This is a genomic window from Pseudomonas sp. LBUM1657 (assembly GCF_059716075.1).
In genome coordinates this window covers 2,585,942-2,599,959 of sequence record NZ_CP166799.1, presented here as the reverse complement: position 1 = coordinate 2,599,959, position 14,018 = coordinate 2,585,942, and the positions used below count along the sequence as shown (strand labels likewise).

Here is a 14,018-nt window from a genome sequence, read left to right as displayed (position 1 = left end):
TTCAATTACAGGAACTGGATCAACTGGCCACCGCCATGACCGAGATGGCCTCGACAGCCGAGGACGTGGCGCGCAACGCTCAAACCGCTGTCAAAGCGGCCATTGCTGCTAACGAAGAAACAGCAGACGGGGTTGCCCTGGTTTCCAAATCGACGGGGGCCATCAAGCGCTTGGCAGAGGAGATGGACACCACCGGTCATGCGATCAATGAGTTATCCATGCTCAGTCAAAGCATCGAATCCATTGTGGCAGTCATCACCAGCATTGCTGATCAAACCAATTTGCTCGCACTCAATGCGGCCATTGAGGCAGCCCGCGCGGGTGAATCGGGACGCGGGTTTGCTGTAGTGGCTGATGAGGTGCGCTCACTGGCTTCGCGTACTCAGCAATCCACACAGGAAATACGCGAAATGATCGACCAGTTGCAGACGGGTGTGAAGCACGCCCAAGTGCGAATGCAGCAAAGCCGCGACACTGCCAGCAAGACTGCCGGAGATGCCAATGCAGCAAACGAAACGCTCGAGCGCATACGTGAGGCGATTTATCGCATCAATGACATGAACCTGCAGATTGCCGCTGCCGCAGAAGAACAGAGTGCCACGACCGAGGAAATCAATCGCAACACGACCAACATCCGCGATATCAGTCTTGAAGTATCCGGCAGTGCAGACAAGCAGGTTCGTCAATGCTCAGTGATGGTGGACCACGTCGGCCAGCAAGACAAACTTCTCAGTCGCTTCAAGATTTGAATTTCGCCATTGAGGTTATTAGTGGTGGGTCAACGCGGCATTGGTCCGAGCTACAAAACAATCGATCACAAAAACAACTATTCCACCGAGGTAGAAAAGATGAGTGCGGCTTCCCTGTATCCCGTTCGTCCCGAGGTTCTGGCCAATACGCTGACTGACGAGGCGACCTACAAGGCCATGTACCAGCAGTCCGTCGTCAACCCGGACGGCTTCTGGCGTGAACAAGCCAAGCGCCTCGACTGGATCAAGCCTTTCACCACGGTCAAGCAGACTTCCTTCGACGATCACCATGTCGACATCAAATGGTTCGCCGACGGCACCCTGAACGTTTCCTACAACTGCCTCGACCGTCATCTGGCCGAGCGCGGCGATCAAATCGCGATCATTTGGGAAGGGGATGACCCTGCCGAAAGCCGCAACATCACCTACCGTGAACTGCACGAACAAGTCTGCAAGTTCGCCAACGCCTTGCGCGGTCAGGATGTACACCGCGGCGACGTGGTGACTATCTATATGCCAATGATCCCCGAAGCCGTGGTCGCCATGTTGGCATGCACCCGGATCGGCGCGATTCACTCGGTGGTATTCGGTGGTTTCTCGCCGGAAGCCCTGGCGGGTCGCATCATCGACTGCAAATCCAAAGTGGTGATCACCGCTGACGAAGGCATTCGCGCCGGCAAGAAGATCCCGCTCAAGACCAACGTCGACGACGCGCTGACCAACCCGGAAACCAGCAGCATCCAGAAAGTCATCGTGTGCAAGCGCACCGGTGGCGACATCAAGTGGAACCAGCATCGCGACATCTGGTACGAAGACCTGATGAAAGTGGCGGGCAGTGTTTGCGCGCCGAAAGAGATGGGCGCTGAAGAAGCGCTGTTCATCCTTTACACCTCCGGTTCTACCGGCAAGCCGAAGGGCGTACAACACACCACCGCCGGTTACCTGCTGTATGCAGCCATGACCCACGAGCGCGTGTTCGACTACCGTCCGGGCGAAGTCTACTGGTGCACCGCCGACGTCGGCTGGGTCACCGGCCACAGTTACATCGTCTACGGCCCGCTGGCCAATGGCGCGACCACGCTGCTGTTCGAAGGCGTGCCGAACTATCCGGACATCACCCGGGTGGCGAAGATCGTCGACAAGCACAAGGTCAACATCCTCTACACCGCGCCAACCGCGATCCGCGCGATGATGGCCTCGGGCAAAGCCGCTGTTGAAGGCGCCGATGGCAGCAGCCTGCGTCTGTTGGGTTCGGTCGGTGAGCCGATTAACCCGGAAGCGTGGGATTGGTACTACAAGAACGTCGGCCAGTCCCGTTGCCCGATCGTCGACACTTGGTGGCAGACCGAAACCGGCGGCAACATGATGAGCCCGCTGCCGGGGGCTCACGCCCTCAAGCCTGGTTCGGCTGCACGTCCGTTCTTCGGCGTGGTGCCGGCGCTGGTGGACAACCTGGGCAACATCATCGAAGGCGTTGCCGAGGGCAACCTGGTGATTCTCGATTCTTGGCCGGGTCAGGCGCGCACGCTGTACGGCGACCATGACCGTTTCGTCGACACCTACTTCAAGACCTTCCGCGGCATGTACTTCACCGGTGACGGCGCGCGTCGTGACGAGGATGGTTACTACTGGATCACCGGTCGCGTGGATGACGTACTTAACGTGTCCGGCCACCGCATGGGCACCGCCGAGATCGAAAGCGCGATGGTCGCTCACCCGAAAGTCGCCGAAGCGGCCGTGGTCGGTGTGCCGCACGACATCAAGGGGCAAGGCATCTATGTCTACGTCACCTTGATCGGTGGCGAAGAGCCGACCGAGCAACTGCGCCTGGAACTGAAAAACTGGGTGCGTAAAGAGATTGGGCCGATTGCTTCGCCGGATGTGATCCAGTGGGCGCCGGGGCTGCCGAAAACCCGTTCGGGCAAGATCATGCGCCGCATTTTGCGCAAGATTGCTACGGCTGAATACGACGGGTTGGGGGATATCTCCACCCTGGCCGATCCGGCTGTGGTGCAGCATTTGATTGATACACACCGAAGCATGAATGTTGCTTAATACTCGACCTGGCCCATCTGGGTTTTGAATGTGTCATTTCAGCCAATATCGACCGGCCTGCTTTACCATTCCGCAGTTCTGCTCAAGATTTATATTTGTACGTTAAAGCTCTGATTATTCGGAGCTTTTTTGTTTCTTTGGATGAGTGAACGCTTCTCCACTCCTGCCGCTCGTCAGACTCCCAGCACGCTCCCTCTCCTTTATTTTCCAATGCAGTACACCCCCGCACGGAAGATTCAAAATGAACAAAAAAATCGCGGCTCTCACGCTCACCGGACTTCTGTCGACCTGCTCGCTCCATGCGCTTGCTGCCGAGACGACAGCTCAGGGATCCGCCCTTCCACCTGGCGCTACTATTCCCGGGGTCAACCAGGCTCATGGCTCTGAATCCAACGAGGAAAAGGCCAGCAAAAAGGGCGAGGAAGCTTCGGGATCAAACTCAGGCGCCGATTCGGAAACTCTTGAAAAAGAAGCCGACTCGACGGACGACGGAGAAAAACAAAGCGGTAGCCGCTCTGAAAGCTAAGCGTCACCGATGCCGCTCTTTTTTGCCCGTTCACAAGTTTTTCACGGCTACATACCTATGCTGCTATCCGCTCCTTCATGATCCCTTTAGCCCGCGCTCCCCATCGCGGGCTTTTCTTTGGCTGAGATTTGACACTCTTCTGCCCCGCGGTTGCCTGAGGGCAGCGCCTGAGCGGAGATAACGCATAACCGGAGAGGAAACTTATGACCAGGTCGTTGGCAATGTACTCATCGTGCCTTGATGGCTCGACGCTTCTTTGCCGATCCTGGCTTCTTTTCCTGGATGAATAGCGAGGTGAACGCCAGCTGAAAGGCAATGATGTAAAAGAAAACAGGCTCGACAGGCCACTGAAAGAAAATAGAGGCGACCCAGCAAAGCATTAGTACCCCGGCAGCGATCAGTCGATGTCGTTTCGATATCCGATTCGAAACTTTCGTTGCCCACGCATTTGAATCCGAGTACCACCCCATTGCGCCATTCCCTAGCTCTGCTCTATCGAGCGGAACTAAATACCCGATTAAAACGAATCATGCCAGCCGTATCAAAGGGAGGCCGATGACCGCTTCCCCATTGCACTGTCCCTTTGTCTGATTAGAGGAGCTTTCAGCACGCCAGGTATTTGAAGACGCTGGCGAGTGCCTGAGTTCAAACCAAGGAACAAACTTGCCGAGTCGAGGCAATCTCAAACCGAGATTCAACGCCCTTAACAACCATGCAATGGCCTCCTTTTTGAACTTGGAGAGTATGCGCATCAGCAGGCAGGAAAGCAGCGATGAAAACAGGAAGATGCCGCTCATCCGCTGGCCCGCACCTTCCCCTCACCGACTCTTCCAATGCTGTGTGAATCACACATCAGGAAGTCTCGCCATGATGAACCATAAAATTGCTGCGCTTACTCTCGCCGGGATCATGTCTGCTTGCTCGCTGTATGCGATCGCCGATGAGAAAACCCCGGAAGGAACGCCCTCGGCCGATGGCACCAGCCAAACCCGTCAGCCGGCGCCTGAGAAAACAAACGCCGATCCAGATGCAGGATCGCTGCCCAAAGGGGCAGATGGCGGAACGACCGACAGCGGCCCAACGCCTTCCGGCTCCAAGACTGGCAGCGGGGTCGGTGGGGGCAGCAGTAGCGGTGGAAACAGTGGTGGCGGGAGCTGATCGCGCCAACAAAAGCCGTCTGGCCCGCAATCTTCGACTGCGGGCTTTTTTTTGCATCGGTGCATCGGTGCATCGGTGCATCGGTGCCAATCGACACTCACCGCACAATGCGTTTTTAGCTGCCCCTGAGCAGCTCCACACCACCATTCGTCGCCTGTGAAAACTCAGCGCCAAAACTCGGTCATCTCTGGCTTAGGGATTGCAAAGGCCGGTCGTAGCAGCCGCAGAACGACGTATTTCTGACGCGGAGGCCATCCAATCAACGATCAAGGACTCCAGCGATACGCTTGGTCAGTCACCGGAGATGTAACGTGTCAACTCTCAATGAAATCGCAGCGAACCACGCGAGAATGGCAAAGGCAAAAGAAGCAGAGTCGACCGGGCTGAGCGAGCGACATCTTCAAATAGTGGGTAGTTTCGAAATCCCATCCAATGATGAGCAGCAGCAGCACATGCCACTGCACCTCATCGTCGGCGTGCAGGACAACCACCCCGGACACGCCGCTGGCTACGTGCTCTGACGTTTCCCTCGCCAGCCGCTTCAGTGACGAGCGGGTCGGGCTGCAACGGGCGAGGCGAACAATCGTCAGCTGAAGTGAGGCGCTTGCCGCCTCCCTTCTGAATCGGTGCCCACCCTGACCAGTTTGTTGGCCATTCAGATCCCTCTGAAACACACCTGGCCGGGCAAGCAGTGCTGACTTTACCCAGAGCGGCGTCACGTGTCCCGAACACAAGGCTGAACAAAACTAACATTCAGCCTGCCGGTGAACGGTGTTTCAGACCTCCCGGGCATCCAGGCTGGCAACGGCAGGCTGCGAATGGTGAGGTGCTGCGTCGTGGCCGGTTGCTATTGGGGTGGAAGGTGTGAAACGAACGGCCAGTTGACGCAGCAGTACCCAGGGCCAGACGCGCCTTGGCACTGTCACGGGCTGCTTCGGCTTTAGCCAATACCGCCTGATATGGGCGCGGGTCGATGGTGAACAGCGGCGCACCCTTCTTGACCACCTGACCTTCCTGAAAATGCACGGCATCAATCGTACCGTCGACCCGCGGGCGAATCTGGACGTGCTCAATGGCCTCGATACGTCCGGAGAAATCGCTCCACTCGGTGACGACCCGTTCGGTGACCTGGGCCACCCCGACTGGAGTCGCTGCGTTGGTCGCTTGAGCAGCGGGTGCCGCAACAGGTTCAAACAGTTGATAACTGCCGATCCCCAGTGCTACTAATACGCCGACGGCGAGCACCCGTTTGTTTTTCTTTAGCATTGGCTCTGAAGTCTTCATCTTAGATCCCGGAAACTTGAAAGTGACAACCAACTACTGAGCAGTTCAGGCTCAGCCAGCGATTTTTACGTCGTCACAATAAGATCTTGTTCAGTTATCCCAAATAGCCAATTTTCGATAAAGCCTCTATACCGCCGCCGACAAGCCAGAGACTAATTGGTCAGCCAATTTTCTGGTGAATTGGATATTTCAGCCACTTATACATTCACCTAACCTAGCCCTGCGAATCACACACCGTGATTCACTCTACGACGGTGACCATCATGAAAAAAATTCTAATTGCAGCAACTTTGGCTTGTTCAGCTTTTAGCAACTTGAGCTTTGCAACAGACGGCAGCGACCGGCTGATTAAACGAATAGAGGCTCACGCCCAAGAAATTAAAGCGAAAAATGAAAAGGCCCGGAACGACATTCAGAGCACTGCAAAATCCACCAGCAGCGCGCCATCAAAAAGTTGATTAAACATAGGCACCACCTCCTCCACCGACACACGATAAATATTTATCCTTCGCCAATTAAACTTCGCGGAGGATAAATTCGTTGTCTAGGTGTTAGTTTCGCCATACGAAACTGTTCCTCTATAAGTTACTTCTCACCCATCCACATTTCCCGCATAGACTTCACATACTCTTCGTATGCTGCAACGCCCTCCTGCCTTGTCCCTGTTTCGATACCCGATGCCCATCCCGCTGCCGTTTGGCGAGGATATGCGCTGATTCAGACTGCGTCCCAGCCGTCCTTAACGTGCCTCCTCCTTCTGAAAGCGTCAGTGAAATTGGACGATCTGCATTGAATGCTGTCCATTCAGAACAGTAAAAATTCAAATCAGCGGTAACAATAGCTTCACTCCCAACGTACTCCGCGCTGGGCTTCTGGAGTTAAATCATGAACCCATTGAATGTTACCAGCACCTTGTCAAACAGATTGTCCGTTGGCACTAAAACCATGGAAATCGGAACCTACGGTATTTATCTTGCGCTCGCCATTATTTACTTCTGGTTCGGCGGCATGAAGTTTACGCACTATGAAGCAGAAGGACTCGTTCCGCTTGTCAGCAACAGCCCGTTCCTGGGATGGGTTTACAACATTTTCAGCGTAGATCTGTTTTCCAGCCTGCTCGGCGTCCTGGAAGTATCAATTGGCTTGCTTATCGCAGGTCGCCTGATATCGCCAAAGCTCTCATTGATTGGCGGTGCCTTGTCAGCCGGGTTATTTTTCACAACGATAAGCTTTATGTTCTCGACGCCAGGCGTTATTGAACCGAGTCTCGGTTTCCCGGCGATCAGTGTAGCTCCGGGCCAATTCCTCCTGAAAGACATTGGATTGCTTGCCGCCTCTATATTCATCGCGGGCCATTCGTTGATTAAACTGGAAACCCGTTGAACTTATAAGTTTGCGCAAAAAGGGTCTGAAACAGCCTGTTTCAGACCCTTTTCCCTTTCAGCGACTCAAGATCACAACGAAAGTTAAGAGATACCATCAAGCGATGTTCTGCCCCGCGCCATCCAAGGATTTCAACCAGTCTCGCGGGCTGTATCCCGTCTTGCGACGAAACGCGCGAGCAAGCGCCGAGGGGCTTTCATAACCGACCTCGTCTGCGATCAGCGTAATCGCCCGCCCTTCGCGTAGAAGCTTCTGCGCCACACTGATACGCCAACTCAGCAAATAATCCGTAGGCGTCTGCCCTAAAACAGATCGGAAATGCGCGGCGTAGGCAGCGCGCGACATGTTCGACTCACTGGCCAGCTCGGCAACGGACCAATCACGTTGAGGTGCGTTATGCATCTGAACCAGCGAGCGCGCCAGTCGCGAATCGGCCAACCCGGCCATCATTCCGGTATTCAACTGCTGGTGATCAAGGAGATGCCGGAACAGCAGGATGATCAGCAGCTCGAACAAACGATCCAGTACAGCCGCCCGTCCACAATGCACGCCTGCTGCCTCGGCAAACATCCATTGCAGCGTATCGGCCAGCATCGGTAGCTCATCCAGTGGCAGCACCAATAGATCCGGTAGTGAACCCGACAACGGGTTACCGGTTCCCCCCGTAAACTCCATTGACGCACACAGCAACTGAGCACCTTCGGGCTCACTTGGGATGAGTTGATGCCGGGTTGGGCGTGGCAGAAAAATCAGACAGGGCCGGATAAGCAGCAAGTCGCTACCATCAGCACCCTTTAAAGTGACTTGACCGGCCTGCAGCAGGTGAATATGACCGCGATGGTCAGCGCCATCGTATGACGCCACGCCGCAAAGGTTGCCACTGTGAAACAGGTTTGCGCGCACGCCGAACTGAGACAGCAACGTAGACAGACGATCCATAGGGCATCTCATGCAAGACCCGGGTCTATGGATAGTATCACCAACAATTCAGGGTCGAATGATGCCCCTGTTTACCTGCCCCTGATCGCTAGAACATCCACCTCAGCAGCACGTGGGAGGCGATCCAGGGCGACGCCACGGCCACGCCCCATTGAAGAAGGAAGCAAATGGACAAGTAAGCTGCAAAAAATTTGAGCATCGTCCGCCTCCCTTGGCGAATCCACGAAATTCCCAGCGCAATAGAAGGGTTCAAGCCAGCATTCGAACGCGTTAACCCCACCCATTCGCCCGTAATGCTTCGACGCAACTGAATGCTTACAGTTCAACAACCTGCGCTGCACATCTATAAATAGTCGAATATTGGTCTACGCTGAAAGATCAACGTGAGGATCTGGCCGTGTGCGGGAGACTTTCACAGTACCGAGGTATTCATGATTTCGTGGCGGTGCTCAGCATTCCCGATGCCTTGATCAACCACACCGGGGATCGGCCGTTCGAGTTGTACAACGCCGCGCCGTCGACTCAGCTCGCCCTCTTCCACCAGGAAGGCAACGTTCTGCATGCCGACTGGGTGCGCTGGGGATGGCGCCCGCACTGGGCGAAGGATCGAGCCGCGCCGATCAATGCCAGGGTTGAGAAAGTGGCCCACGGGCCATTCTTCAAAGCAATCTGGCCGAACCGGGCAATCCTCGCGATCGATAACTGGTTTGAATGGGTGGATGAAGGAGAGCCAAAAAAGCAGCCCTACCTGATCCGCCGTCGGGACCGGGCACCGATCCTGTGTGCCGCCATCGGCCAATACCCGACCGCCGCGCATGGACCGGGAGAGCATGATGGTTTCGTCATCATCACCGCCGACAGCGCGGGTGGCATGGTGGACATCCACGACCGGAGGCCAGTGGCACTGTCACCGGAACTGGGTCGCGAATGGCTGGATCTGGCGACACCCAAGGAACGAGCCGAACAGATGGCGCTGTTCCAGGGCGAACCGACCGAGGCATTCGAGTGGTTCAAGGTTGATCGGGCAGTCGGCAACGCGCGAAACCAGGGCGCCGAATTGATCGAGCCGACTGGCGAGGTGATGGACGGACATGAGACTTCGTGAACAAATGATTATCAGCATCTAATGTAAGAAGGGGGCGATACGCCTATATCGTCATGAGCAAGGACCACCATCCTCTGATGGTGTTCATGACCGAGGTCGGAACACGCGGCGCATGGCCGGTAACTGACAGCAGGGAGCATGCCGGCAATTATGAGGATTGGATGAAGCACGAGGGTGACGCCATGCTCCTGAAAGCCATATTCATCTACTGGCCACTGCTGTCGATCTTGATCGCCACAGTTCTGTGTCGACTCATTCACAACGCCAAGCTCACCGACCGGGCATTGGAGAAACGTCCATGATCCGCGCCGCCTACCCATGACCTGAGTAATACCCATCGCAATGCGCTAAACCTTTCCCCCCAATCATCGGCAACCCAACCTGTCGGTTTCAAACTCCGCGCCTGCAACAAATCAGATTTGCGTAAAACGCACGAATGCGGGCGTCCAAAGCAGTGCACCATCTTGATTGCCCGTTTCTAAGCAGGGTTCAACAGCGCCTCTCGTAACAGCCTGGCCGCCGGTGAGTCGGGCACGCCTTTGCGCGATACCAGTTCATAGGGTTCGCTGCGCGAGGTGATGGGCAGCGGCAACGTGGTGGTGAAACCGTAGCCGGAGCAGAACTTCGCCACGTCGGTGGACACCAGCGCCACGAGGGTCGGGTTTTCCTGAAGCAGCGACAAGGTGGCGAAGGCCGACGTGGTTTCCAGCAGATGCACCGGGAAACGCAGGTCGGCCTCATGAAACTCCCGCTCCAGCAGCAAACGCATCGGCATGTTCGCGCGATAGACGACCCAGCGGTAATCCACCAGGTCCTTCAGGGACAAACGCCGGGCGTAGGCGAACGGATGCTGGGTACTGGCGATCACCGCCAACGTTTCTTCGACGAATGTCGCGCTCTCATACAAGTAGGGGGTGGTGCTGATGGTGGTACGACAGATCGCCAGATCCAGGCGTCCGGCATCGAGTTGGCTGAGCAGTGCGGCGCTGGTGTCTTCGACGATCTCGATAGACAGCTTCGGGTGGTCGGCAATCACCCGACTGATCGCGGTGGTCAGCAACGGGACGGCGCCCATGATAGTGCCGACCGACACCCGTCCGCCCTCGCCGCTCATGATGCCGATGATCTCTTCGCGCAGGTGCGCGAGGTCAGTCTGGATCAGCCTGGCGTAACGGATGACCGAGCGCCCGGCATCGTTCGGTTCAAGCCCGCGGTTAGTGCGGGTGAACAGCGAAGTACCGAAGGTGGTTTCAATTTCTTGCAGTGCCTTGCTGGCACCGGGCTGTGTCAGCGCGACCTGTTTGGCCGCGCCCAGCAAGGAGCCGTGCTCATCAAGGGCGATCAACAAGCGAAGTTGCTTGATGTGCAGGCGGGACATGATCGAGTTCAGTGAGGGCGTCATCAGGGTTAACTAAAAGTTATAGAGGTATCGAAAGTTGTCAGTATCGGGGCTCGCCACGACGGCCCTATAGTCCGCCCCACAACCAGGCAATGCAATGGGTTTGACCAGAGAGCGAAAGCACTCCCGCCGCAGACCGATTGCAACAATAACAATCCTGTATAACTTGTGGTGAATCATGTCCCTCATCAATTACGTCACCAAGATCCAGTTCGGCTACGACAGCCTGGCGCATCTGGCCGCCGAAGCCGAACGTGCGGGCATTACCCGGCCGCTGATCGTCACTGACATCGGCGTGCGCAATGCCGGCATCGTCGACAAAGTCATCGCCGCCCTTGGCAGTAGCTGCCTTCCCGCGATTTTCGACGCCACCCCGCCCAATCCCAACGAACACGCCGTCCGTGAAGCCGTCGCGCAATACCGCAGTGGCGAGTGCAACGGCATCATCGCCGTCGGCGGTGGTTCTTCGATCGATCTGGCCAAAGGCGTCGCTGTTTGCGCCACCCACGATGGCCCTCTGCAAAGCTTTGCGGTGATCGAAGGCGGGCTGGATCGCATCACGTCTGCCACGGCGCCGTTGATTGCGATTCCAACCACCGCCGGCACCGGCAGCGAAGTCGGCCGGGGTGCGATCCTGATCCTCGACGATGGTCGCAAGGTAGGCGTCATCTCGCCTTATGTGGTGCCTCGCGTGGCCATCTGCGATCCGGAACTGACCCTCGGCCTGCCGCCGATGTTGACCGCCGCAACCGGCATGGACGCGATTGCGCATTGTATCGAGACGTTCATGGCGCCGGCCTTCAACCCCGCGGCCGATGGCATCGCCCTCGACGGCCTGTGGCGCGCCTGGGAACACATCGAGCGCGCGACCGCTGAACCAGGCGATCGCGAAGCCCGGATGAACATGATGAGCGCGTCCATGCAAGGCGCGCTGGCCTTCCAAAAGGGACTGGGCTGCGTGCACAGCTTGTCCCACGCCCTGGGCGGCATCAATCCGAAACTGCACCACGGCACCTTGAACGCCATCTTTCTGCCGGCGGTCGTGCACTTCAATGCCAACGCCCCCACCGTTCGCGACGAACGCAAGCTTGAGCGCCTGCGACACGCCATGGGCCTTGGGGCCGACGCCAATATCGGCACAGCCATCGAGGACATGACCCGACGCCTCGGCCTGCCGACCCGCCTGCGCGACATCGGTGTCGACGAGAGCCTGTTTGCCGGCATCGTCGAGGGCGCGTTGCACGATCACAGCCACAAGACCAACCCCCGCGAAGCGTCCTCCGCGGACTACCTGTCGATGCTCGAACAGTCGCTGTAAACAGCCGCTATCCAACAACAATAAATCAGGAGGCAGCCGCAGCGTCGAACACGTCCCCACGTGATCCGACGCCAGCGGAACAATCATGAAGCCCACCGTCCTTATCGAACGGCAAGCGTCCATTGCCCTCGTCACCCTCAGCCATCCGGGAAAAATGAACGCCCTGACCTTGTCCATGTGGCAAGACCTGGGTGATGTCATGACCGAACTGTCCGCTGACCCCACCGTACGCTGCGTCATGTTACGTGGTGCGGGCGAACAAGCCTTTGCCGCGGGCGCCGATGTCGGCGAGTTTCCAGCGGTACGCGCCAACCAGGCACAAGCCCGTGTGTATGCCGAAGTCACCTCGGCGGCCATGCGCGCGGTTGCCGACTGCCCGCATCCGGTGATCGCGATGATCCACGGCGTGTGTGTCGGCGGCGGCCTGGAAATCGCGGCACTGTGCGACCTGCGCATCTGCGGCACCTCCAGCCGTTTCGGTGCGCCGGTCGGCAAGCTGGGCCTGGTCATGTCCTATGACGAAATGGCCGGCCTGGTAGCACTGGCGGGACGCTCGACCACCCTGGAGATTCTTCTTGAAGGTCGCATTCTCGACGCCAACGACGCCTACGTGAAAAACCTCGTGACCCGCGTCGTGCCGGACGCAGAAGTCGAGTCCGAAACCCTCGCCACCGCCAAACGCATCGTCAACGGCGCGCCCCTCGTCGCCCGCTGGCATCGCCAGGCCGCACGCCAGCTTGAAGCCGGCGTCGCACCCACCGCAGAGCAGATCGACGCGAGTTACTCCTGCTACGACACCGAAGATTTTCAGATCGGTCTGAACGCTTTCATCGAGAAAGCCAAACCACAGTTCAAGGGGAAATAACATGGGACCGCTGACAGGAATGCGCGTTGTAGAACTGGCTCACATCATGTCCGGGCCAGTGTGCGGAATGATGCTGGCCGACATGGGCGCCGACGTGGTGAAGGTCGAGAAAGTCCCGGGCGGTGATGATTCGCGCCGCTTCTCCCCGATCATGACCAGTGGTGAATCCGCTTCGTTCATGGTGGTGAACCGCAACAAGCGCGGTATTGGCCTGAACCTGAAAACCGACGGTGGCCGTGACGTGTTGCGCCGGCTGCTGCTGGACGCCGACGTGGTCACGGAAAACTACCGCGCCGGCACCATGGAGAAATTCGGCCTGGGTTATGAAGATTTGAAGCTCATCAACCCCGGGCTGATTTACTGCGCGATCTCCGGCTATGGGCGCAGCGGGCCATTTGGCGAGAAAGGCGGTTTCGATCTGATCGCTCAGGGCATGAGCGGCATGATGAGCATGACCGGTGAAGCCGGGCGTGAACCAGTCAAGGCCGGCTCCCCCGTGGCCGACATCAACTCCGGCATTCTCGCCGCCCTCGGCATTTGCGCAGCCTATGCCGCCAAACAGAAAACCGGCCTCGGGCAGATGGTCGACACCTCGCTGTTCGAAGCCGGCCTGCAACAGATGTACTGGCCGGCGGCCGCGTATTTCGCCGACGGCACCATCCTGCCGAAGATGGGTTCGGCCAACTCCACCAGCGCGCCGTATCAGGTATTCCGCACCGCGGATGGCTGGATCAACATTGGCGCCGCCAACCAGGCCAACTACGAACGTCTGGTCGAGGCCCTGGCCGTTCCGCAACTCAAGGCCGACCCACGCTTCGCCAGCAACGCATTGCGCATGGAGCATCGCCTGGCCCTGGTGGAAATCCTCAACGAAGTCTTGGTCGCGCGCACCACCGATGAATGGATGGTGTTGTTCGACAACCTCGGCTTGCCTGCCGGGCCGGTCCTGGACATCGCCGCCGCACTGGACCACCCACAAACCAAGGCACGCGGCATGGTCGTTGAAACCGAACACCCCACCGAAGGCCGGGTGCGCGGCATGGGCCTGCCGATTCACTTCTCTGACATGGACAACGCCGCGCCGCCGACCAGCCGCCCGGCGCCACTGCTCGGCGAACACACCCGCGAAGTGCTGAAAGAAAGCGGCTACGCGGAAGATGAAATCGACGAGTTGATCCGATGCCAAGCAGTGGTGGCACTGGCGTAACGCAAAGCCCGCTCCCACAAGGAGCAGCGC

The 14,018-nt window shown here is 57.6% G+C and carries 16 protein-coding genes; 12 read left to right on the top strand and 4 right to left on the bottom strand.

Features of this window, described 5'->3' with window-relative positions; translation table 11 throughout:
* The first annotated feature begins 35 nt into the window (after positions 1-35).
* From ACA055_RS12030 to ACA055_RS12020, 3 genes are all read left to right on the top strand, one after another.
* On the top strand, positions 36-749 hold the full coding sequence (locus ACA055_RS12030; RefSeq protein WP_497684391.1) for a methyl-accepting chemotaxis protein: 714 nt from the start codon (positions 36-38) through the stop codon (positions 747-749).
* A gap of 99 nt (positions 750-848) precedes the next feature.
* On the top strand, positions 849-2,804 hold the full coding sequence (acs, locus tag ACA055_RS12025) for an acetate--CoA ligase (protein WP_497683828.1): 1,956 nt from the start codon (positions 849-851) through the stop codon (positions 2,802-2,804).
* A 241-nt stretch (positions 2,805-3,045) separates the two neighbouring features.
* The gene (locus tag ACA055_RS12020; protein ID WP_497683827.1) at positions 3,046-3,330 is read left to right on the top strand and encodes a hypothetical protein; all 285 of its coding nucleotides are present in this window, start codon (positions 3,046-3,048) and stop codon (positions 3,328-3,330) included.
* A gap of 527 nt (positions 3,331-3,857) precedes the next feature.
* On the opposite strand, the gene ACA055_RS12015 is transcribed toward ACA055_RS12020, so the two are convergent.
* Entirely contained in the window at positions 3,858-4,127 is a 270-nt protein-coding gene (locus ACA055_RS12015) for a hypothetical protein (protein WP_497683826.1), read from the bottom strand.
* A gap of 70 nt (positions 4,128-4,197) precedes the next feature.
* Between ACA055_RS12015 and ACA055_RS12010 the strand changes: the two genes are divergently transcribed.
* Both ACA055_RS12010 and ACA055_RS12005 read left to right on the top strand, forming a co-directional pair.
* Positions 4,198-4,488, top strand: coding sequence for a hypothetical protein (locus ACA055_RS12010; RefSeq protein WP_497683825.1), 291 nt, complete (start codon positions 4,198-4,200; stop codon positions 4,486-4,488).
* Positions 4,489-4,799: 311 nt separating this feature from the next.
* A complete protein-coding gene (locus ACA055_RS12005) occupies positions 4,800-5,009 on the top strand; it encodes a hypothetical protein (protein ID WP_497683824.1) in 210 nt (69 codons plus the stop codon).
* A gap of 232 nt (positions 5,010-5,241) precedes the next feature.
* On the opposite strand, the gene ACA055_RS12000 is transcribed toward ACA055_RS12005, so the two are convergent.
* Positions 5,242-5,772 (bottom strand): efflux RND transporter periplasmic adaptor subunit, encoded by a 531-nt coding sequence (locus ACA055_RS12000; RefSeq protein WP_497683823.1) that lies wholly within the window; start codon positions 5,770-5,772, stop codon positions 5,242-5,244.
* Between the two features lie 263 nt (positions 5,773-6,035).
* Here ACA055_RS12000 and ACA055_RS11995 point away from each other — a divergent pair, with 263 nt between their 5' ends.
* Positions 6,036-6,230, top strand: a complete 195-nt coding sequence (locus ACA055_RS11995; protein WP_497683822.1) for a hypothetical protein — start codon at positions 6,036-6,038, stop codon at positions 6,228-6,230.
* Positions 6,231-6,657: 427 nt separating this feature from the next.
* Positions 6,658-7,155 carry a YkgB family protein gene (locus ACA055_RS11990; protein ID WP_497683821.1) on the top strand — a complete coding sequence of 166 codons (498 nt, stop codon included), beginning with the start codon at positions 6,658-6,660 and terminating at the stop codon, positions 7,153-7,155.
* A 96-nt stretch (positions 7,156-7,251) separates the two neighbouring features.
* Here the strand turns inward: ACA055_RS11990 and ACA055_RS11985 are convergent, their stop codons facing one another.
* Complete coding sequence (locus ACA055_RS11985; RefSeq protein WP_497683820.1) at positions 7,252-8,094, bottom strand: AraC family transcriptional regulator; 843 nt, start codon at positions 8,092-8,094, stop codon at positions 7,252-7,254.
* A 397-nt stretch (positions 8,095-8,491) separates the two neighbouring features.
* Here ACA055_RS11985 and ACA055_RS11980 point away from each other — a divergent pair, with 397 nt between their 5' ends.
* Positions 8,492-9,199, top strand: coding sequence for an SOS response-associated peptidase family protein (locus tag ACA055_RS11980; RefSeq protein ID WP_497683819.1), 708 nt, complete (start codon positions 8,492-8,494; stop codon positions 9,197-9,199).
* Positions 9,200-9,252: 53 nt separating this feature from the next.
* On the top strand, positions 9,253-9,501 hold the full coding sequence (locus ACA055_RS11975) for a hypothetical protein (protein WP_497683818.1): 249 nt from the start codon (positions 9,253-9,255) through the stop codon (positions 9,499-9,501).
* Positions 9,502-9,677: 176 nt separating this feature from the next.
* Here the strand turns inward: ACA055_RS11975 and ACA055_RS11970 are convergent, their stop codons facing one another.
* Positions 9,678-10,601, bottom strand: coding sequence for a LysR family transcriptional regulator (locus tag ACA055_RS11970; protein WP_497683817.1), 924 nt, complete (start codon positions 10,599-10,601; stop codon positions 9,678-9,680).
* Between the two features lie 175 nt (positions 10,602-10,776).
* On the opposite strand from ACA055_RS11970, the gene gbd reads away from it, so the two are divergent.
* From gbd to ACA055_RS11955, 3 genes are all read left to right on the top strand, one after another.
* Positions 10,777-11,916: a 4-hydroxybutyrate dehydrogenase gene (gene gbd, locus ACA055_RS11965; protein WP_497683816.1), complete on the top strand. Its 1,140-nt coding sequence runs from the start codon at positions 10,777-10,779 to the stop codon at positions 11,914-11,916.
* An 85-nt stretch (positions 11,917-12,001) separates the two neighbouring features.
* On the top strand, positions 12,002-12,781 hold the full coding sequence (locus ACA055_RS11960) for an enoyl-CoA hydratase-related protein (protein ID WP_497683815.1): 780 nt from the start codon (positions 12,002-12,004) through the stop codon (positions 12,779-12,781).
* Position 12,782: 1 nt separating this feature from the next.
* Positions 12,783-13,988, top strand: coding sequence for a CaiB/BaiF CoA transferase family protein (locus ACA055_RS11955; protein ID WP_497683814.1), 1,206 nt, complete (start codon positions 12,783-12,785; stop codon positions 13,986-13,988).
* The last annotated feature ends 30 nt before the right edge of the window (positions 13,989-14,018 follow it).